The sequence below is a fragment of the Acidovorax sp. MR-S7 genome (assembly GCF_000400995.2).
Classification (GTDB): domain Bacteria; phylum Pseudomonadota; class Gammaproteobacteria; order Burkholderiales; family Burkholderiaceae_C; genus MR-S7.
Genome location: NZ_DF238950.1, coordinates 46,438 through 63,761, shown reverse-complemented (window position 1 = coordinate 63,761; position 17,324 = coordinate 46,438). Strand labels below are relative to the sequence as shown.

Below are 17,324 nucleotides of genomic sequence, written 5' to 3'. Positions count from 1 at the left end.
AGTTCAATAGCTGGTTGCGCTTGCTGGACGGGCGCTGGAGGCTATTTTGGCTAGGATTTCGACTGGTACACGTAGGGCTGCTGCGCCACGCGGCCCGCGTTGTATTCCTGCCAGATGTCGCGGTCCACCTGCTTGTCCCACAACAAGGCGCGGCCGGCGCGCTGCTGCGCGTCGAGCTCGGGCTTGGTGGCCTTGAGCTGGTTGATGAACTGGGTGGTGTCGGACTCGTAGTCCGGGCGGCGGAAGAAGGACATGGTTCTGGTGGGCGGGTGTTCTTATGGCAACCGGGTATTTTACCGGGCAGGCTATAAAAGAGGGAAACAACGGATCGAACCCTATGGCGATACACCACTGGCTCAAGGGCGCGGGCGCTTCCGCGCTGGCATTGCTCACCCTGCTCGCGGGCTGCGACGACCAGCGCATCAGGGAGCTGGAGGAGGGCGTCTCCACCGAGGCGCAGGTGCGCGAGCGCTTCGGCGAGCCCGAGCGCATCTGGCCCGAGGACGGCGGCGCGCGCACGCTGGAATACAACCGCCAGCCCGCCGGGCAGCGCAACTACATGATCACCATCGGCGCCGACGGCAAGATGAGCGCGTTGCGCCAGGTGCTGGCCCCGCACCATTTCGAGAAGGTGCAGCCGGGCATGGCGCAGGAGCAGGTGCGCCGCCTGCTGGGCAAGCCCGCCAAGCGGATCACCTACGACCTGAAGCAGGAAACCGAGTGGGACTGGAATTGGGGCGACGGCCCGCGCCACATGATCTTCACCGTGGTGTTCGGCCCGGACGGCACGGTGCGCCGCTCGGGCAGCGCCGAAAAAATCCCTGACGGGCCCTGACGGGCCCGGACGTGTGGCGCCCGCACCAGGGTGGTGCAAACCTGGGGCAACCCCTATTGCCAAACAGGCGTAAGTTTTGCATGCGATGATCGCGCGCCGGCGCTACCCGCGCCGGGCCCGCGTTGCAGAGAAACCTCACCATGGCCAGCCGCACCGTCCCATCGTCCGCTTCCGTCTCCCTGCCTGGCGCCGCCGCGCCGGGTGCCCCATCCCCGCACGCCGCGCCGCGCCATGGCGTGTTCGAGGATGCCCAGGCGCTTTTCACCGGCTCGCTGTTCGTGGGCCTGACCATGATGTGATGTACGCCCAGGCGGGCCTGCTCACGGGCAGCACCGCGGGGCTGGCCTTCGTGCTGCACTACGCCACGGGCTGGCCGTTCGGCGCCATCTATTTCGCCATCAACCTGCCGTTCTACTGGTTCGCCTGGAAGCACATCGGGCGCGCCTTCACCATCAAGACCTTCGTCAGCGTGGGCATCCTGTCGCTGATCGCCGAGCTGGGGCCGCGCCTCATCCACATCGACTACCTGCACCCGGCCTTCGCCGCCATTGCCGGCGGCCTGCTGATGGGCACCGGCGTGCTGTTCCTGGCGCGCCACAAGTCCAGCCTGGGCGGGGCCACCATCGTGTCGCTGTACCTGCAGGAGCGCCATGGCCTGCGTGCCGGCAAGGTGCAGATGGCCATCGATTGCGCGGTGGTGCTGCTGGCGCTGTGGGTCGTGCCGTGGGACCGCGTGGCCTGGTCGGTGCTGGCCGCCGTGGTCATGGGCGTGTTCCTGGCGGTGAGCCACCGCCCCGGCCGCTACCAGGGCGGTTGATACGCCATGGCGGGCGGCGGAGTCACGGCGCGATCTTGCGCTTGAGCGCGCGCGCCACCGGCGCAGGCAGGCTGGGCAGCGACTTGAGCAGCCACGGCAGCACCTTGCGCTTGGCGCCGGCGAGCGATTCGGGCACCAGCGCCTCGATCAAATGCGGGCCCGGGTGCGCCAGCGCATGTTCCAGCGCTTGGCAGAAGTCCTCGGCCGTGCGGGCGCGCACCGCGTGCACGCCCATGCCCTGGGCCAGTTGCGCGAAATTCAGCACCGGCCCTTTCAGGTCGAGCTGCGACTTGGCCTTGGGGCCTGCCTCCTCGGCGCCCACGCGCTCCAGCTCCACGTTCAGCACCGAGTAGCTGGCGTTGTTGAAGATCACCGATACCACGTGCAGGTGCTCGCGCGCCATGCTCCAGAGGGCCTGGAGGGTGTACATGGCCGTGCCGTCGCCGATGAGCGCGATCACCGGCCGGCCCGGGCAGGCGATGGCCGCGCCTACGGCGTTGGGCAGGCCCTGGCCGATGGCGCCGCCCGTGAGCGTCAGCAGGTCGTGGCGCGGGCAGCCCGCCGTCATCGTGCCCAGCATCAGGCCGGAGGTGATGGCTTCGTCGATCAGGATGGCGTTCTCGGGCAGCAGGTGGCCCACGGCCTTGCAGACCTTGGGCGCGGTGAGCGGCCCGCACGGGCGCTCCGGGCGCCGCGCGGGGGCCAGCGGCGGCTCGGCGGCGGCGCCCAGCGCGGCGGCGAGCTTGTCCAGGCTGGCCGCCGCGTCCTGCGCGGGGCTGCTCAGCGTGTGCACCGTGCAGCCCTCGGGCACCAGGTCGCTGGCCTTGCCGGGGTAGGCGAAGAACGAGACGGGGGGCTTGGCATCCACCAGCACCAGGTGCCGCGCGCCCGCCAGTTGCACGCCCGCCAGCTCGGCCAGATAGGCCACGCGCTCGACGAAAGGCAGACCCGCGCCGCGCTCCATGCGGGTGGGGAAGACCTCGGCCAGCAACTGCACACCGCTGTGCGCGGCGATGCGCGCGGCGGCCCGTAGCGCACCCTCGCGCAGCGCGTGGCCGCCGAGCAGCACGATGGTTTTCTCGCCCGAGCGGATGGCCCGCACGGCGGCCTGCACGGCTTCGTCGCTCGCGGTGGCGGGCGTGGGCGCCGCCGGGGGCGGGCAGGGCTGGCCGCTTTCGCCCCACGACACGTCGGCGGGCAGGATCAGCGTGGCCACCTGGCCCGGCAGGCCGCGCGCGGCGGCAATCGCGTCCGCCGCGTCCCGGCCCAGCGCGGCGGTGCTCTGCGCGGTGCGCACGAAGCCGGGCGAGACGTTGCGCGCCACGGTCTCGATGTCGGACTGCAATTGCGCGTCGTAGCGCGTGTGGTACGTGGCGTGGTCGCCCACGATGTTGACCACCGGCACCTTGCCCTTGCGCGCGTTGTGCAGGTTGGCCAGCCCGTTGCCCAGGCCGCAGCCCAGGTGCAAGAGCGTGGCGGCGGGCTTGCCGGCCATGCGCGCGTAGCCGTCGGCCGCGCCGGTGGCCACGCCCTCGAACAGCGCCAGCACGGCGCGCATGCGCGGCTCGGTGTCAAGCGCGGCGACGAAGTGCATCTCGCTCGTGCCGGGGTTGGTGAAGCAGACCTCCACGCCCGCGTCGGCCAGGGTTTGGAGCAGGGCTTGTGCGCCGTTCATGGGAATCTCCTTGCTTTCAAATCAATAGCTGCTAGCGCTTGATGGGTAAGCGCTGGGGCCGTTTTTCTCTATGAATTTATGTCGAGGTGCTGCGGGCCGATGTCGGCGGTGCGCGTCACGCCCGCCAGCGTCATCGCCAGCAGCAGCTCGCGCTGCCACTGGGCCAGCAGCGTGCGCACGCCCGCCTCGCCCTGCGCGGCTAGCGCCCAGACCCAGGGGCGGCCCACGAGCACGCCGCGCGCGCCCAGCGCCAGGGCCTTGAAGATGTCCACGCCGCCGCGCACGCCGCCGTCCACCAGCACCTCGGTCTGCGCGCCCACGGCCTGGGCGATGGCGGGCAGCTTGGAAGCGGTCGAGGCCACGGAATCGAGCTGGCGCCCGCCGTGGTTGGAGACGACGATGCCCTGTGCGCCCACGGCCACGGCGGCGCGCGCGTCCTCCACGTCGAGGATGCCCTTGAGCAGCAGGCGGCCCTGCCACTGGCCGCGCAGCCATTCGATGTCCTTCCAGGTCACGCCCGGGTCGAACTGCGCGTCCACCCAGGCCTTGAAGGCGTTCAGGTCGCGCGCGCCGGGCACCTGCGCGGTCAGGTTGCCAAAGCGCAGCGGCTTGCCGCGCAGCGCCACGTTCCACACCCAGCCAGGGCGCGCCAGCACCTGCGCGGCCCGGATGAGCGCGGGGCGCGCGCCGCTGGCGGCCATGCCGTGGCGGATGTCGCGCAGGCGCATGCCGGGCAGCGGCAGGTCGACGGTGAAGACCAGCGTGCGGCAGCCGGCGGCCCACGCATCGTCCAGCAGCGCGCGCACGGCGCCCCGGTCGCGCAGCATGTAGAGCTGGAACCAGGGCGCCGCGCTGGCGGCGGCCACTTCATCCAGCGCGCAGATGCCTACGGTGGAGAGCGTGAACGGCACGCCCGCCGCGTGCGCGGCGCGCGCGGCCTGTGCCTCGCCCCGGCGCGCGGCCATGCCGGCCAGGCCGATGGGCGCCAGCGCCAGCGGCATTGCACAGGGCTGGCCCGCCAGGGTGGCGCGGGTGTCCACCTGGGCCACGTCCACCAGCACGCGCTGGCGCAGGCGCAGGGCGGCAAGGTCGCTCACGTTGGCGGCCAGCGTGCGCTCGGCGCTGGCGCCGCCGTCGATGTAGTCGAACAGGAAGCGCGGCAGGCGCCTGGCCGCCAGGCGGCGCCAGTCCTCGGTGGAGGCGGGGTAGGACAGGTCAGGCAGCATGGGCGGCCTCCGTGGCGCGGCCGCGGCCGAAGCGCCGCATGGCCAGCGCGAAGACCAGCCCGCCGGCGTACATCAGCACGCCGTAGAGCGCGCCGGGGATGGCCATGGCGTCGTCCTTGAGCACGGTGCTGGCGATCACCAGCGCCAGCGCGGCGTTCTGCACCGCCGTCTCGATGCCCAGCGTGACCGACTGGCGGTAGGATAGCCGCGCGGCCCAGGCCACGGCGAAGCCCAGCGTGAGCATGCCGAGGTTGAGTGCCACGGCGAAAGGCGCCAGCGAGCCGAAGTTGTCCACCAGCAGCGCCCAGTTCTTGGCCACGGCCAGCACCACGATGAGCACGAACAGCACCGTGGCCACCCTGGTGGCGCGCGGCTCGAAGCGCAGTGCCCAGGCGGCAAAGCGCCGTCGCACCCACATGCCCAGGCTGACGGGCACGCCCAGCACCAGCGCTACCTGGCCCATCATCAGGCCCACGGGCACGTCCACGGCGCGCGCTGCGCCGAGGAAGTGGCCCAGCGCCCAGGTGACGACCAGGGGCAGCGTGAAGATGGTGAGCACGCTGGCCACGGCGGTGAAGCTCAGCGCCAGCGCCACGTCGCCGCGCGCCAGGTAGGTCAGCAGGTTCGACGTGCTGCCCGTGGGGCAGGCGGCCAGGATCATGAAGCCCACGGCGAACACGCCGCCCATGCCGAGCAGCGTGAGCATGAGGTAGCAGACCAGCGGCAGCAGCACGAAGTGGCAGGCCACGCCCACCAGCAGCGCGCGCGGCTGCGCCAGGATGCGCCGGAAGTCGGCCGGCGTGAGCCCCAGGCCGAGCGAGAACATGATGAACGCCAGGATGAGCGGCAGCAGCACGCCCGAAACGATGTCTCCCTGCATGGTGTCGTCTCCTTTTGCCGTGGTGGTCTCAGCCGCCGGCCGCGATGGCGCGCGCCGCCGCCCGGCCCGTGAGGATGCAGCCGGGCAGGAAGGTACCTTCCAGTGAGCGGCGGCCAGAGGCCCCGCCGCCGCCGAAGCCCGCCGCCTCGCCCACGCAGTACAGGCCGCCGATGGGCTGGCCCGCGCCGTCGAGCACGCGGCTTTGCAGATCCGTCTGCAGCCCGCCCAGGCTCTTGCGCGTGATGAGCTGCATCTGGATGGCGATGAAGGGGCCCGCGCCGGGCTTCTGCAGCGGCGCGGGCGCGCAGGTGCGCAGCCGGTCTGGCCCCCACTGGCGCGCGTGCAGGATGCGGCGGATCTGGTCGTCGTTGTGCAGCTTGCTGCCGTGGGCGAAGTTGGCGTCGAACGCATCGGCCGTGGCCTGCAATGCCTCGGGTGCCACGTCGAGCGAGCAGGTCAGCGCGTTCATCTTCGCGGCCAGCCCGGCCAGCGTGTCGTCCACCAGGAAATGCGGGCTTTGCCGCTGCATCTGCCGCACCAGGCGGTGGTTGCCCAGCAGCGTTTCCTTCACGAACTGCGGGAACTGCCTGTCGCGGATGCGCTGGTTGTGCTCGGCGCCCGAGATGGCGAACTCCTTGGCCGCGATGCGCCAGTTGAGCAGGTGCCAGGTCCAGGGCTTCTCCTGCTGCGCCACGCGCTGGCACAGCCAGTGCGTGTCGAAGCCGGTCACCAGCGGCTCGGGGCCGATGCGCTCGCCCCGGTGGTTCAGCCACAGCGCCGACTTGCACGGAATGGCCGACAGACCATGCCCGTCGAAGTGCGGAAACGGGTGCGGAAAGCCCGCCGCGTAGTTCCACATCTCGCCCGCGTGGGTGATCTGCGCGCCCAGCGTGGCGGCGTGGCGGTGCAGCCTGCCGTCGGCGAAGGGGTGCGCGCCGTTGAGCATGGCGACGGGTTGCGGCCTGCCTGGGGGCCAGTTGGCGCGCGTTTCCTCGTGCCCGCCGTTGATGCCGCCCATGGCCAGCACTACCACGGGCGCTTGCAGGCGCACTTCCTCGCCCGTGGCCTCGTTGACGGCGATGGCGCCCGCGATGCGGCCGTTCTGCCGCTCCAGTGCCGTGGCGCGGTGGCCGTGCAGCAGCGTGAGCATGCCGCCTTCGCCCGCGCGGCGCAGCGCCGCGATCATGCAACGCGTGAGTTCGCGCGAGGTGCCCCAGACGATGTGGTAGCGCGGCAGGCTGTTGCCGTCGCCGTGCAGCCCGCGCTCCACCCAGTTCACGGCGGGCATGAACTTCACGCCCTCCTGCACCAGCCAGTCGTGCACCTGGGCGCGCGAGTGCTCCACGTAGTAGCGCGCCCACTGGCGCGGCCAGTGCTCGCCGGGGCCGATCTCGCCGAAGCGCAGCCAGTCGGCCAGCGCGCGCTCGGGCGTATCGGGAATCTTCATCTTCGCCTGCAGCGGCGTGCCCACCAGCGCCATGCCGCCAAAAGCCCACAGGGCCAGGCCGCCAAAGCGTTCGGGCGTGTCGCGGTCCACCAGCGTGACGCGCTGGCCCGCGCGCAGCAGCTCCAGCGCGGCAACGATGCCGGCCAAGCCGCCGCCGAGGACGATGGCGTCGGAATGTTGGGTTGCCATGCGGCAGTCTCCTTGCGCGCACTCTGGGCGGTGCGCTGGCTGGTAACCATAGGCCCTTATGATGGGTTTTGATTGACTTTGGAGGCCATCTGCTTTGACTTTGCAGGCCAGCGTATCGATGAGCTGGGTGAACACCGTGCTGGCGGCCGGCGAGCGCGCCGGTGTGCCGCGCGCGCGCCTGCTCGCGCAGGCCGGCATCGCTCCGGCCGAGCTGGCGCGGGAGCGCTGGCCCATCGACCACATCACGCGGCTGTGGCGCGCGGCGGCGCACTGCACGCAGGACGCGGGCTTCGGCCTCAAGGCCGGGGCGCTGGTGGGGCCGGGCAGCTTCAACGTGGTGAGCTACCTGCTGCAGTCCGCGCCCAGCCTGCGCGGGGCGATCGGCGTGGTGCAGCAGTACCAGCGCCTCATCAGCGACGGCGGGCGCTTCCAGATGATCGCGGGCGCGCAGGCAGGCTGGGTGGTCTACCACCCGCGCCAGGGCGCGCTGGCGTTCAGCCCGCACCAGATCGAGGCGGTGCTGGCGGCGGTGGTGGCGTTCTCGCGCTGGGTCACCGGCCAGGCCGTGCGCCCGCTGCAGGTGCAGTTCAGCCAGCCGCGCGTGGGGCCGCTGGCGGGCTACCGCGAGGCCTTCGGCTGCCCGGTGGCGTTCGAGCAGGCGTTCAGCGGCGTGCTGCTGGACAACGCGCTGCTCGACGCGCCCCTGCCCCAGGCCGACGCGCAGCTGGCGCGCCTGCACCACCAGTACGCGGCGCAGCGCCTGGCGGTGCTGCACGAGGGCGGCGCGCTGGCGCAGGAGCTGCGCGCCTGGATCACCGCCGCGCTGCCGGGCCGCGTGCCCACGCGCGCCGAGGCCGCGCAGGCGCTGGGCCTGAGCGAGCGCACGCTGGCGCGGCGCATGCGGGCGCAGCAGTTGAGCTTCTCGGCGCTGCTCGACGCCGTGCGGCGCGAGGCCGCGTTGCAGGCCGTGGCGCAGCCAGGGCGCGCGCTGGCCGACATCGGCCAGGCGCTGGGCTTTGCCGAGCCGGCGGTGTTCTGGCGTGCGTTCAAGCGCTGGACGGGGTGCACGCCGGTGCAGTGGCGCGCGCGGCAGGGTGCGGAGCCTTGAGCGTTTGCTCTGCTTTCAGGAGCTGCTTGCGCTTGCTGGATAAGGGCTAGCGGCCATTTTTATCGAAATTCCTCGGCGTACTGCGCCTGCCCGAGGCCCAGCGACCAGTTCTCCCGGGCCACCTCGACCAGGTTCACGAACACGTCCTCGGGCCGCAGGCCCGGCTGCTCGCCGAGCCGTTCGGCGATGCGCCGGTACAGCGCCTTCTTCTGCGCCACCGTGCGGGTGGCGCTGGCGGTGATCTGGATGAACACCAGGTCGTCGCTGCGCGCCACGCCGAGGTAGGTCGCGCCGTAGCGGAAGTTGGCGGCCTCGTGCTCGGTGATGGCCATGAACTGGTCGTCCTCGGGCACGTCGAAGGTCTCTTGCAGCGCGCGGTACACGCCGTCGCAGAGCGCTTGCCGGTAGGCCGGCGGCTTGCCGGCGCGCAGGGCGATGTGAACGAGGGGCATGGCGGTTCCTTGGGGGTAGTGACGATGGGTGCCACCTTAGGATGCGAGAATGATTTCAACAAGTTATCAAAAAACATATAAGAGATAATTTTTTGAAATGATTGACCGCCCCCTCGACCTCGACGCCGTCCAGGCCTTTGTCCGCATCGCCGAACTGGGCAGCTTCACCCGCACCGCCGATGCCCTGGGCGCCACGCAGGCCGCCGTGAGCCTCAAGCTCAAGCGGCTGGAGGCGCGGCTGGGCGTGCGGCTGATCGAGCGCACGCCGCGCCACGTGCAGCTTTCCGCGCAGGGCACGGCCTTTCTCGGCCATGCGCGCGCCTTGCTGGAGGCGCACGCGCGTGCGCTGGCCGCCGGGGCCACGGCGCGCGAGCGCCTGGCCGTGGGCATCAGCGACCACGTGGCGGGGCCGGAGCTGCCCGCGCTCATCGCGCGCATGAACGCCCAGGCGCCGCAGTTGCTGATCGAGATCCGCATCGCCTCCTCGGGCGAGCTGCTGCAGCGCTTCGACCGGCGCGAGCTGGACGCCGCCATCGTGCGCCTGGACGCGGGCCGCGGCGATGGCGAGCTGCTGGCCGAGGAGCCCTTCGGCTGGTTCGCCGCGCCGGGCTGGCAGCCGCGCGCGGGCGAGCCGCTGCCGCTGGCCACGATGGCCGCGCCCTGCGGCGTGCGCGCGCTGGCCGGGCAGGTGCTCGACGCGGCGGGCGTGCCGTGGACGGAGGTGTTCACCGGCGGCGGCATCGCCGCCGTGGCCGCTGCCGTCATGGCCGGCCTGGGCGTGGCCGTGCTGGCGCCGCGCATGCTGCCGCTGGGCGCCGAGGACGTGGGCCGCCGGCTCGGGCTGCCCGCCCTGCCGCGCCTGCCGGTGCTGCTGCACACGCGGGTGCGCGGCGGGCGGCCGCGCGACGCGCTGGATGCGCTGGCCGCCGCGTTCCGGAGCGCGGTGCGCGCGTGAACGGCGGCGGCCTTCAGCCCTCGCGGTGGTCGGCCTGGCCGGCCTTCCAGTACCCCTGGGCATGCAGGCGCAGGGGCGCCAGCCCGCGCTCCTGCAGGTAGTGCTGCCGCAGGGTGCGCATGGCCTGCGATTCCCCCGCCATCCACAGGTAGCCCGGCCCCGGGGGCAGCGGGCGGTGCAGCAGCGCCTGGCACAGGGCCAGGCCCGGGGTCTGGCGTTCGGTGAACCATTCCGCGCGCAGCCGGGCCGGGCTGTCGATGGGCTGCTGGTCGGCGGCCTCGGGCACCTCGGCGTACACCTTGGCCTGCACGTGCGCGGGCAGCGCGCCGGCGATGCGCTGCAGGACCGGCAGGGCGGTGGCGTCCCCGGCGAGCAGCACCCAGCAGGCGTCGGCGGGCAGCGCGAAGCCGCCGCCGCGCGGCCCCGCGATGCCGACGCGCTCCCCGGCCCGCGCCTGGGCGGCCCAGGCCGAGGCCGGGCCGGATGCCGGGCCGTGCCCGTGCAGGACGAAGTCCACGTCCAGCGTTCCCGCCGCGCGGTCGATGTGCCGCAGGGTGTAGGCACGGCCCGTGCCGCAGGGCAGGAACACCTTCACCCAGGCGGCCGGCGCGCCGATGCCGTCCGCCTGCAGGAAGCGGGCGACCTCGGCGCCGCCCAGCGTGATGCGCCGCATGTGCGGCGTGAGCGTGCGGGCGGCCAGCACCTCGGCCAGCGCGCGCGCCGTGCGGGGCGGGGTCGCGTCACGCATGGCGGCCTCCAGGCAGCGGCGCCGCCAGCAGGCCCACGGCCACCAGCAGCGACAGGCCCACGGCCATGGCGCCAGCCAGGTACACCGCGCCCACGTTCCAGGCGCCGGCCACGGCGCCCAGGGCCGGGCCGGTGATGCCCAGCGCGATGTCCAGGAACGCCACGTAGGCGCCCATGGCCACGCCCCGGCTCTGCGGCGGCGCGCGGCGCACCGCCTCCACGCCGAAGCCGGGAAACGCCAGCGAGTAGCCGAACCCCGTCAGGGCCGCGCCCAGGTAGGCCAGGGCGGCCGTGTCGGCGCCCCAGATCAGCAGCTGCCCCACGGTCTCGATGACCACGCAGGCGAGCGCGACGCGCGCGCCGCCCAGCCGGTCGGGCAGGTGGCCGAAGCACAGGCGCGCGCCGATGAAGGCCAGGCCGAACGCCGTGAACGCCAGGCCCGCGTTACCCCAGCCCTTGGCCGCGAACAGCAGGGCGATGAAGGCGGTAATGACGCCGAAGCCCACGCTGGACAGCGCCAGCCCCAGCCCGGGCAGCCAGACGCTGCCCAGCACGCGGTAGAACGGCGTGCGCCGCGCTGCCGTGGGCGCCACCGCCTGCACGCGCCACACCGTGCCCAGCGCCAGCAGCGGGGCCAGGCAGCTCGCGGCGGCAATGCCCGCAAAGCCGTGGGCCGCATGCACGGCCACGCCCGCCGGAGCACCCAGGGCGTAGGCACCGTACATGGCGATGCCCACCCAGGCCATTACCTTGCCTGCGTTCTGCGGCCCGGCCAGGCCCACGCCCCAGCTCAGCGCGCCGGTGACGACCAGGCTCTCGCCGCAGCCCAGCAGCACGCGCCCCAGCAGCAGCACTGCGGCCGAGGCGGCGGGCGTGGCGCAGGCCAGCGACGCCAGGTAGGCGAGGCCCGCGCCGGCGGAAACGAACAGGCCCGTGACCACGGCCCGCCGGGCGCCCCGGGTGTCGGCCAGGTTGCCCGCCCAGGCGCGCGACAGCAGCGCGGCGGCGAATTGCGCGCCGATGACCACGCCCACCACCAGGGGGCTCAGCCCCAGGCCGTCGTGCACGTGCAGGGGCAGCACCGGCAGCGGCAGGCCGATGGCGAGGAAACCGATGAAGACGGTCAGCGTGATGGGCAGCAGCCGAAGAAAGACATTGACGCCGGGTGGCGCATGGGAAGGCATGGGATGGACTCCAGATATGAGCATTTGCTCGGTATCTGCGAGAATATGAGCCATCGCTCACGTTGAAAACTCGCCTTTGGAGTCCCCCATGCAGGCACTGCCCCAGCCCCGCAGAATCCCGCGCCAGGCCCGTTCCCGCGCGCTGGTCGAGGTCATTCTGGAAGCCACGGCTCGCGTTCTGGCCGAGCGCGGCTACGCCGGCACCAACACCAACCTGGTGGCCGAGCGCGCCGGGGTCAGCGTGGGCTCGGTCTACCAGTACTTCCCGAACAAGGATTCGCTGATCACGGCCCTGCACGAGCAGCACGCGGCGCAGATGCAGGCCGCCATCGAGGCGGTGCTGGCGGGCGCCCAGCCGCGCGGCCTGCGCGGGCACTTGGCGGCCATCGTCCACGCGCTGCTGGCGGCGCACCAGGTCGCGCCGGCGCTGCACCGGGTGCTGGAGAAGGAGTTCCCGTTCTTCGACGCGCCGGCCGAGCAGAGCCCGGCCGACCAGGGCATCTTCCGGCGCATCCGGCAGCTGCTGGAAGAACACCGCAACGAGATCGCGCCGCGCGACCTCGACCTGGCCACCTGGGCCGTGCTGCAGGCCATGGAGTCGCTGGTGCACGCGGCCGTCATCACGCCCTTGCCGCGCCACGGCATGGCGCAGGTCGAGCAGACCATCGTGGACATGCTCGCGGGCTATCTGTGCGCCGCGCCGGGGCGGGGTGCCTAACTTACGACGATGCTCTTGCTGGCGCTGGCCGACTGGCCCGCGTCGTCCTTCCAGCGCAGGCGCAGCTCGCCGCTCTCGCGCGCGAGGAAGGTGAACTCGATGTAGGGGTTCTGCGAGACGGAGATTCCCGGCTCCCAGGCGAACAGCAGCGCTTGGCCCAGGTGCGCCTCGAAGCGCGTGACGATGTTGCGCGGGCGGATCTTGCCGGCTTCATCGGTGCGCAAGCCGCTTTCCATGATGTGCTCGATCTGCGCGCGCACGCGCAGCACTTCGCCTTTCTTGGGGCTTGCGTTGCTGATCCAGACGCGGGGTGGTTTCTGGTTCATCCGGGTTTCCTCACATGCCGCAGCCGCTGGCGGCCACCGTCACTGCATGGCTGGCCGCGAGCAGCTTGCCGCTTTTCATGCGCGCCAGCGCGTGGATGGTCTGCGACTGCGTCAGGCGCACGCGCGCCGCCGCCTCGGCCGTGCCCGCCGCTGCCGTGAACTGCAGGCGGCAGGCCAGGGGCGCGGGGTTCAGGTCGGCCAGCACGATGATTTCCTCGCACCAGTCCTGCTCGGTGATCGGCAGCGTGACCTTGACCTTCACCGGCACGGCGGCGGGGTTGTCGGCCAGCGTGGGCACGTCCAGATGCAGGCCCTCGGCCTGCGGTTTGGCGCCCTTGCTGAAATCGGCCATGGCCTTGCGGAACTCGGCTGGGTTGGGGGCCAGGGCGGCGTTGGTCAGCGGCGTCTTGCTCTGCGGCTGAGCCAGGGCGGGCAGGGCCAGCGCGGCGGCGCTGGCGGCCATCAGGGTTCTGCGGGTGGGGTGTCGTTGCATGTCGGTCGTTCGTTCGGTATGGCACGGCCTTTGGCGTTTGAAACTAGCGCGCCGCAGGCCAGCAGATGCCGCGCAAGGGCCGCCCCGCCGCGCTGGCATCGTCCCCCTTCCCGGCGTAGCCAAGAGAAGGGGGAAGCCGCGCAGCGGCTCAGGGGGTTGTTCTCATATCGCGAGGAAGTCGCTGAACTTGCTGCGCGCCCAGGCGAAGTCTTCCTTCACGAGGTCGGCCGAGCGCACGTCCATGTCGATCTGCGTCTGGTTGACCTGGCCCTTGGCATCCACCTCGTACTCGAACTTGACCGAGATTTCCTCCTGCGGCTCGGTGTTGACCATCATGTAGCAGAGGTTGTCGGGCAGCAGCGGCTTGACCTCCTGGCCCGCCACGCGCTGGGCGATGTACTTGGCGACGATCTGGCCGATGTAGTTGGCGACATGAGCGCTCTTGGGGTAGTGGCCGAACTGCGGCGAGATGGCGCCCATCAGGTCGCCCACGAAATACACGCTGTCGTCGCCATTGGCGTGGAACAGGCGCTGGTGCATGTCGGCCCAGCCGGTGGGCTTGCCGGTGGTTGCGTCCTTGCCGATCAGGCCTGCGTGCCACACCATGTCGGCGGCCTGGTGCGGTGGCATCAGGATGGCCTCGTCAAACTTCAGCTCGCCGGCCGTGGTCTTGATGCGCTTGGCGAACGGGTCCACCTCCTGCACGCGCGCGTTGGGCACGTGGGTGATGATGTCCGGGTACAGCTCCTCGAATGCCTGCTTGTAGCCCACGCCGATGGGCGCGATCTTGGGCTTGGGGTCGAGGATGACGATCTTGCCGGGGATCTTGTTCTTCTTGATGTGCGAGGCGATCAGGCAGGCGCGCTCGTAGGGCGAGGGCGGGCAGCGGTGCGGCGGCGGCGGCAGCGTCATCACCAGGGTGCCGCCCTTGAAGTCCTTCACGCGCTGCTTGAGCCCGAACATCTGCTGGTTGGGGATGTAGGCGCTGGCGAAGTGCCGGCGCGTGTGCTCGATGGCGCGCTGGTCGTCGCCATACCAGGCATCCCACGCATCGCGGATACCGCCCGAGAGGATCAGGTAGTCGTACTCGACCAGGCCGTGCGAGGTGCGCACCAGCTTCTGGTCGCGCTCGAAGCCCGTCACCTCGGTCTGCAGCAGCGTGTAGCCGTACTTGTTGGCCGGGCGCAGCATGTCGTGCTGCACGAAGTCGGTGTTCACAATGTCCACCAGCCACTTGTTGCTCATGGGGCCGGACCAGAACGTGGGGTTGCGCTCCAGCACCACCACGTCGGAATTCGGGATCAGCTCGCGCAGGTAGCGCGCGGCCGTCAGGCCGCCCCAGCCGCCGCCGCAGATCACGATGCGTGGCGCCTTGCCCTGGCGCGGCAGGATGCGCGACTGCGGGCTGATGACGGCCGGCGCGGCCAGGGCCGGGCCGGCCACGGCGCCAGCCATGGCACCCATGGCGAGCGCGGGCGGGGTAATGAGGAAGCTACGTCGTTGCATGGCGGTCTCCTTGGGTTGACGGGTTGGAAAAGGGGAGGACGAGCAGTGCGCCCGCCACGATGCCCGCGCAGGCGGGCAGGCTGGCAAAAGACAGCGTCGAGAGGCCTGAAAGGCCCTGGCCGATGGAGCAGCCCACGGCCAGCACGCCGCCCAGGCCCATCAAGAGCCCACCGCCCGCCGAGGCGGCCAGGCGCGCCGGGCTGTCGAAGCCTTCCCAGCGGGCCGTGCGCGTGAGCAGCGCGGTGGCACAGGCGCCCGTGAGCGTGCCCGCCACGATGGCCGGGCCCAGACTGAATTCGCGGCCCACGGCCAGTTGCAGGTAGAGCAGCCCCTCGGCCACGGGGCCGATGAAGCTCAGGGAGGTGAGCGGCGCGGGCTCGAACGGATCGGCGCCCACCTGCGCCGTGACCCACCAGCCGGCCGCCACCAGTGCGCCGATGGCGGCCGCGCACAGCAGCGCCACGCCGTTGCCACGCACCTGGCGCAGCGCGTAGGCCAGCAGCGCCAGCGCGGGTACGGCCGCCGCGCCCAGCGTGGCGGCACCCGCAGGCAGGCCCTGCGCCGCCAGCCATTGCGGCAGCGCTGCATGTTCGAGCGGCACCACGCCCCAGCCTTGCAGCCACTGGCGCACGGGTGCGAGCACCCCCGTCAGCGTGGCCTGCGCGGCCAGGCCCAGGCACAGCAGGGCCACCAGCGCGCGCAGGTTGCCCCCCGCGAGCAGCACCAGGGCGCGTGCGCCGCACTGGCGCGCCAGCGCCATGCCCGCGCCGAACAGCAGCCCGCCGATGAGCACGCCCGGTAGCGAAAAGCGCGCACGCACAACCTGCGCCGTGCCCAGGTCGGCCCACCCGGCCCAGGCCAGCGCTTGCGAGGCCAGCAGCGCTACGGCCAGTGCCAGGGCGAAGGCGCGCAACGCGGGCGCTTCGCGCAGCCCACGCAGCAGGCAGAAGCGCCCGAGCCGCGCGGCCACGCCGAAGGCGCAGCCCAACAGGAATCCGGCCCAAAGCAACACGTCAGTGCTCCACCGTGCCGCGCGTTGCACGCGGCCTTTGACACCGGCGCGAGCCAAACCAGTGGCCGCCGTGCAAGGGCCGCCCCGCCGCACTGGCGGCGTCCCCCTTCCCGCAGCGCGCAGCGATGCGAGAGAAGGAGGAAGGCGCGTAGCGCCACAGGGGGTTGTGCATCTATCTATCCCAGATGTCGGCGGAGATGGCCGCGTACCACGCCTCCCCGTAGCGCGCTTCCGCTGCGCGGTAGCCGGCAGGGCCATTCAGCGGGCTCACGCCGCCCGAGCCTGCGGGCTCGATGAGCTTGCCGCCCTCGGCGCGGTACACGCCGGCCACCGAGATGCCGTAGCCCGGCCCGATCAGGCTGTAGCAGGTGTTGGCATAGGCGGCCGTGGGTGCGGCCCGCCCCAGCAGGTCAGCTGCGATGGCAGCGGCGACCACCTTGCCCTGCGTGTTGGCTGCGAAGCCTGATTTGGGCATGGGGGCGGCGATGGTCGCATCGCCCACTGCATAGATGCCCGCCACCTGGCGCGACTCGAAGCTCTCGGCCCTCACGGGCACCCAGCCGCTGCCATCGGTCACGCCCGCGCGCTCGGCGATGAAGCCGGCCTTTTGCGGCGGGATCACGTTGAGCACGTCGGCCTGGTGGCGCGTGCCGAAGGCGGTTTCCACCTCCAGCTTTTCAGCGTCCACGCGCATCACCTGCCCGTCGTCAGACTGCTTGACCCACTCGATCATGTCGCCGTACAGCGCCTTCCAGCCCTGCTGGAACAGCGCCTGCTTGGAAAAGCTGTCCTTGGCGTCGAGCAGCAGCACCTTGCTGCGCGGCTTGTGCTGCTGCAGGTAGTGCGCCACCATCGCCGCCCGCTCGTAGGGGCCGGGCGGGCAGCGGAACGGGTTGTCGGGGATCACCATCACGAAGCGCCCGCCGTCGGGCATGGCTTCGAGCTGGCGGCGCAGCAGCAGCGTCTGCGGTCCGGCTTTCCAGGCGTGCGGCGCTTTTTCAGCGGCGGCGGCGTCATAGCCCTCCAAGGCATTCCAGCGCATGTCCACGCCGGGCGAGAGCACCAGGCGGTCCCAGCGCAGCGTCTGGCCGTTCGACAGGTGCAGCGTGCGCGCGGCGGCGTCCACGTCCTCGGCGCGCGCATGAACCACCTCCACCCCCGCAGCGCGCAGGCCGGCGTAGCCGTGGCCGATGCTGTCCCAGGTGCGCAGACCTGCAAGGTAGAGGTTGGAGAACGGGCAGGTGTGGAAGCGCTCGGCGGGCTCGATGAGCGTCACGCGCACGCCCGGCGCGCGCTGGCGCAGGTAGCGCGCGGCCGTGGCGCCGCCGAAGCCGCCGCCCACGACCACCACATGGGCGGAGCCGGCATGGGCATGCACGAAGGCGGGCAGCGCGAGGGCGCTGGCGAGCACGGTGCGTCGGGTGCAGGACATCAGCGGCCCTCCTTGTCGGCGAACCATTGGGCCAGCGCCTCGACTTGCGCGTCGTCGTAGCCCTTCATGAGGCGCGTCATCACCGTGGCGTCCGGCGCCTGCCCGGCGCGGAAGGCGCGCAGGCGCTGCAGTAGGTAGCCGGCGGTGTGGCCGCGCAGGCTGGGGATGGCTCCCGTGGAGCGGCCCTCGGGGCCATGGCAGTTCACGCAGGTGCCGGCGAGCACGGAGGCGTCCTGCACGCGCAGTTGGGCCCCGGCCGCCAGCGGCGCGAGCAGCAGCGCGAGGGCGAAACGGTTCAGGGGGAAGGCAGAGGGCATGGGGA

18 protein-coding genes and 1 pseudogene are annotated in these 17,324 nt (G+C 71.8%); 5 read left to right on the top strand and 14 right to left on the bottom strand.

The genetic code is table 11. The features are described 5' to 3' along the window. Nucleotides 1-50 precede the first annotated feature (50 nt). Nucleotides 51-254 carry a DUF3460 family protein gene (locus AVS7_RS16485; protein WP_020230703.1) on the bottom strand — a complete coding sequence of 68 codons (204 nt, stop codon included), beginning with the start codon at nucleotides 252-254 and terminating at the stop codon, nucleotides 51-53. Between the two features lie 83 nt (nucleotides 255-337). Here AVS7_RS16485 and AVS7_RS16480 point away from each other — a divergent pair, with 83 nt between their 5' ends. Together AVS7_RS16480 and AVS7_RS16475 are read left to right on the top strand one after the other, a co-directional pair. Next, nucleotides 338-835: an outer membrane protein assembly factor BamE gene (locus tag AVS7_RS16480; protein ID WP_020230702.1), complete on the top strand. Its 498-nt coding sequence runs from the start codon at nucleotides 338-340 to the stop codon at nucleotides 833-835. 140 nt (nucleotides 836-975) lie between these two features. Beyond that, a pseudogene (locus AVS7_RS16475) lies at nucleotides 976-1,652 on the top strand (YitT family protein). 22 nt (nucleotides 1,653-1,674) lie between these two features. On the opposite strand, the gene AVS7_RS16470 reads toward AVS7_RS16475, so the two are convergent. The 4 genes from AVS7_RS16470 to AVS7_RS16455 all read right to left on the bottom strand — a co-directional run bounded on the left by AVS7_RS16470 (nucleotide 1,675) and on the right by AVS7_RS16455 (nucleotide 7,069). Next, a complete protein-coding gene (locus tag AVS7_RS16470) occupies nucleotides 1,675-3,327 on the bottom strand; it encodes an acetolactate synthase large subunit (RefSeq protein WP_020230699.1) in 1,653 nt (550 codons plus the stop codon). A gap of 68 nt (nucleotides 3,328-3,395) precedes the next feature. Then, a complete protein-coding gene (locus AVS7_RS16465) occupies nucleotides 3,396-4,553 on the bottom strand; it encodes an L-lactate dehydrogenase (protein ID WP_020230698.1) in 1,158 nt (385 codons plus the stop codon). After that, nucleotides 4,543-5,433, bottom strand: coding sequence for a bile acid:sodium symporter family protein (locus AVS7_RS16460; protein WP_020230697.1), 891 nt, complete (start codon nucleotides 5,431-5,433; stop codon nucleotides 4,543-4,545). Before AVS7_RS16460 ends, AVS7_RS16465 begins: the two co-directional genes overlap by 11 nt. 28 nt (nucleotides 5,434-5,461) lie before the next feature. Beyond that, a complete protein-coding gene (locus tag AVS7_RS16455; RefSeq protein WP_020230696.1) occupies nucleotides 5,462-7,069 on the bottom strand; it encodes an FAD-dependent oxidoreductase in 1,608 nt (535 codons plus the stop codon). 118 nt (nucleotides 7,070-7,187) lie between these two features. Here AVS7_RS16455 and AVS7_RS16450 point away from each other — a divergent pair, with 118 nt between their 5' ends. Next, nucleotides 7,188-8,177, top strand: a complete 990-nt coding sequence (locus AVS7_RS16450; RefSeq protein WP_020230695.1) for an AraC family transcriptional regulator — start codon at nucleotides 7,188-7,190, stop codon at nucleotides 8,175-8,177. A gap of 59 nt (nucleotides 8,178-8,236) precedes the next feature. On the opposite strand, the gene AVS7_RS16445 is transcribed toward AVS7_RS16450, so the two are convergent. Then, complete coding sequence (locus tag AVS7_RS16445) at nucleotides 8,237-8,629, bottom strand: tautomerase family protein (protein WP_020230694.1); 393 nt, start codon at nucleotides 8,627-8,629, stop codon at nucleotides 8,237-8,239. A gap of 97 nt (nucleotides 8,630-8,726) precedes the next feature. On the opposite strand from AVS7_RS16445, the gene AVS7_RS16440 reads away from it, so the two are divergent. Continuing rightward, nucleotides 8,727-9,584 carry a LysR family transcriptional regulator gene (locus AVS7_RS16440; RefSeq protein WP_020230693.1) on the top strand — a complete coding sequence of 286 codons (858 nt, stop codon included), beginning with the start codon at nucleotides 8,727-8,729 and terminating at the stop codon, nucleotides 9,582-9,584. A gap of 13 nt (nucleotides 9,585-9,597) precedes the next feature. Here AVS7_RS16440 and AVS7_RS16435 read toward each other — a convergent pair whose 3' ends face one another. Then, nucleotides 9,598-10,332, bottom strand: coding sequence for a siderophore-interacting protein (locus tag AVS7_RS16435; protein WP_020230692.1), 735 nt, complete (start codon nucleotides 10,330-10,332; stop codon nucleotides 9,598-9,600). Beyond that, entirely contained in the window at nucleotides 10,325-11,515 is a 1,191-nt protein-coding gene (locus AVS7_RS16430; RefSeq protein ID WP_020230691.1) for an arabinose transporter, read from the bottom strand. The genes AVS7_RS16435 and AVS7_RS16430 overlap by 8 nt, the downstream gene beginning before the upstream one ends. 88 nt (nucleotides 11,516-11,603) lie before the next feature. On the opposite strand from AVS7_RS16430, the gene AVS7_RS16425 reads away from it, so the two are divergent. Further along, nucleotides 11,604-12,233: a TetR/AcrR family transcriptional regulator gene (locus AVS7_RS16425; protein WP_020230690.1), complete on the top strand. Its 630-nt coding sequence runs from the start codon at nucleotides 11,604-11,606 to the stop codon at nucleotides 12,231-12,233. On the opposite strand, the gene soxZ is transcribed toward AVS7_RS16425, so the two are convergent. The 6 genes from soxZ to AVS7_RS16395 form a co-directional block, all read right to left on the bottom strand. After that, entirely contained in the window at nucleotides 12,230-12,559 is a 330-nt protein-coding gene (soxZ, locus tag AVS7_RS16420; protein ID WP_020230689.1) for a thiosulfate oxidation carrier complex protein SoxZ, read from the bottom strand. The two genes, AVS7_RS16425 and soxZ, sit on opposite strands and share 4 nt — an antisense overlap. Before the next feature lie 10 nt (nucleotides 12,560-12,569). After that, nucleotides 12,570-13,052, bottom strand: a complete 483-nt coding sequence (locus AVS7_RS16415; protein WP_024001714.1) for a thiosulfate oxidation carrier protein SoxY — start codon at nucleotides 13,050-13,052, stop codon at nucleotides 12,570-12,572. A 162-nt stretch (nucleotides 13,053-13,214) separates the two neighbouring features. Further along, nucleotides 13,215-14,558, bottom strand: a complete 1,344-nt coding sequence (locus AVS7_RS16410; RefSeq protein WP_024001713.1) for an FAD-dependent oxidoreductase — start codon at nucleotides 14,556-14,558, stop codon at nucleotides 13,215-13,217. Then, nucleotides 14,545-15,570: a YeeE/YedE thiosulfate transporter family protein gene (locus AVS7_RS16405; RefSeq protein WP_034691865.1), complete on the bottom strand. Its 1,026-nt coding sequence runs from the start codon at nucleotides 15,568-15,570 to the stop codon at nucleotides 14,545-14,547. The genes AVS7_RS16410 and AVS7_RS16405 overlap by 14 nt, the downstream gene beginning before the upstream one ends. Before the next feature lie 172 nt (nucleotides 15,571-15,742). Further along, complete coding sequence (locus AVS7_RS16400) at nucleotides 15,743-17,002, bottom strand: NAD(P)/FAD-dependent oxidoreductase (protein ID WP_020230685.1); 1,260 nt, start codon at nucleotides 17,000-17,002, stop codon at nucleotides 15,743-15,745. Continuing rightward, complete coding sequence (locus tag AVS7_RS16395; RefSeq protein ID WP_020230684.1) at nucleotides 17,002-17,319, bottom strand: c-type cytochrome; 318 nt, start codon at nucleotides 17,317-17,319, stop codon at nucleotides 17,002-17,004. The genes AVS7_RS16400 and AVS7_RS16395 overlap by 1 nt, the downstream gene beginning before the upstream one ends. Between the last annotated feature and the right edge of the window lie 5 nt (nucleotides 17,320-17,324).

Coding starts and splice junctions, on each gene's coding strand:
- AVS7_RS16435 (WP_020230692.1), bottom strand. CDS start 10,332: ATGCGTGACGCGACCCCGCCCCGCACGGCGCGCGCGCTGGCCGAGGTG.
- AVS7_RS16455 (WP_020230696.1), bottom strand. CDS start 7,069: ATGGCAACCCAACATTCCGACGCCATCGTCCTCGGCGGCGGCTTGGCC.
- AVS7_RS16465 (WP_020230698.1), bottom strand. CDS start 4,553: ATGCTGCCTGACCTGTCCTACCCCGCCTCCACCGAGGACTGGCGCCGC.
- AVS7_RS16485 (WP_020230703.1), bottom strand. CDS start 254: ATGTCCTTCTTCCGCCGCCCGGACTACGAGTCCGACACCACCCAGTTC.
- AVS7_RS16450 (WP_020230695.1), top strand. CDS start 7,188: ATGAGCTGGGTGAACACCGTGCTGGCGGCCGGCGAGCGCGCCGGTGTG.
- AVS7_RS16470 (WP_020230699.1), bottom strand. CDS start 3,327: ATGAACGGCGCACAAGCCCTGCTCCAAACCCTGGCCGACGCGGGCGTG.
- AVS7_RS16460 (WP_020230697.1), bottom strand. CDS start 5,433: ATGCAGGGAGACATCGTTTCGGGCGTGCTGCTGCCGCTCATCCTGGCG.
- soxZ (WP_020230689.1), bottom strand. CDS start 12,559: ATGAACCAGAAACCACCCCGCGTCTGGATCAGCAACGCAAGCCCCAAG.
- AVS7_RS16440 (WP_020230693.1), top strand. CDS start 8,727: ATGATTGACCGCCCCCTCGACCTCGACGCCGTCCAGGCCTTTGTCCGC.
- AVS7_RS16415 (WP_024001714.1), bottom strand. CDS start 13,052: ATGCAACGACACCCCACCCGCAGAACCCTGATGGCCGCCAGCGCCGCC.
- AVS7_RS16430 (WP_020230691.1), bottom strand. CDS start 11,515: ATGCCTTCCCATGCGCCACCCGGCGTCAATGTCTTTCTTCGGCTGCTG.
- AVS7_RS16395 (WP_020230684.1), bottom strand. CDS start 17,319: ATGCCCTCTGCCTTCCCCCTGAACCGTTTCGCCCTCGCGCTGCTGCTC.
- AVS7_RS16400 (WP_020230685.1), bottom strand. CDS start 17,002: ATGTCCTGCACCCGACGCACCGTGCTCGCCAGCGCCCTCGCGCTGCCC.
- AVS7_RS16425 (WP_020230690.1), top strand. CDS start 11,604: ATGCAGGCACTGCCCCAGCCCCGCAGAATCCCGCGCCAGGCCCGTTCC.
- AVS7_RS16445 (WP_020230694.1), bottom strand. CDS start 8,629: ATGCCCCTCGTTCACATCGCCCTGCGCGCCGGCAAGCCGCCGGCCTAC.
- AVS7_RS16410 (WP_024001713.1), bottom strand. CDS start 14,558: ATGCAACGACGTAGCTTCCTCATTACCCCGCCCGCGCTCGCCATGGGT.
- AVS7_RS16480 (WP_020230702.1), top strand. CDS start 338: ATGGCGATACACCACTGGCTCAAGGGCGCGGGCGCTTCCGCGCTGGCA.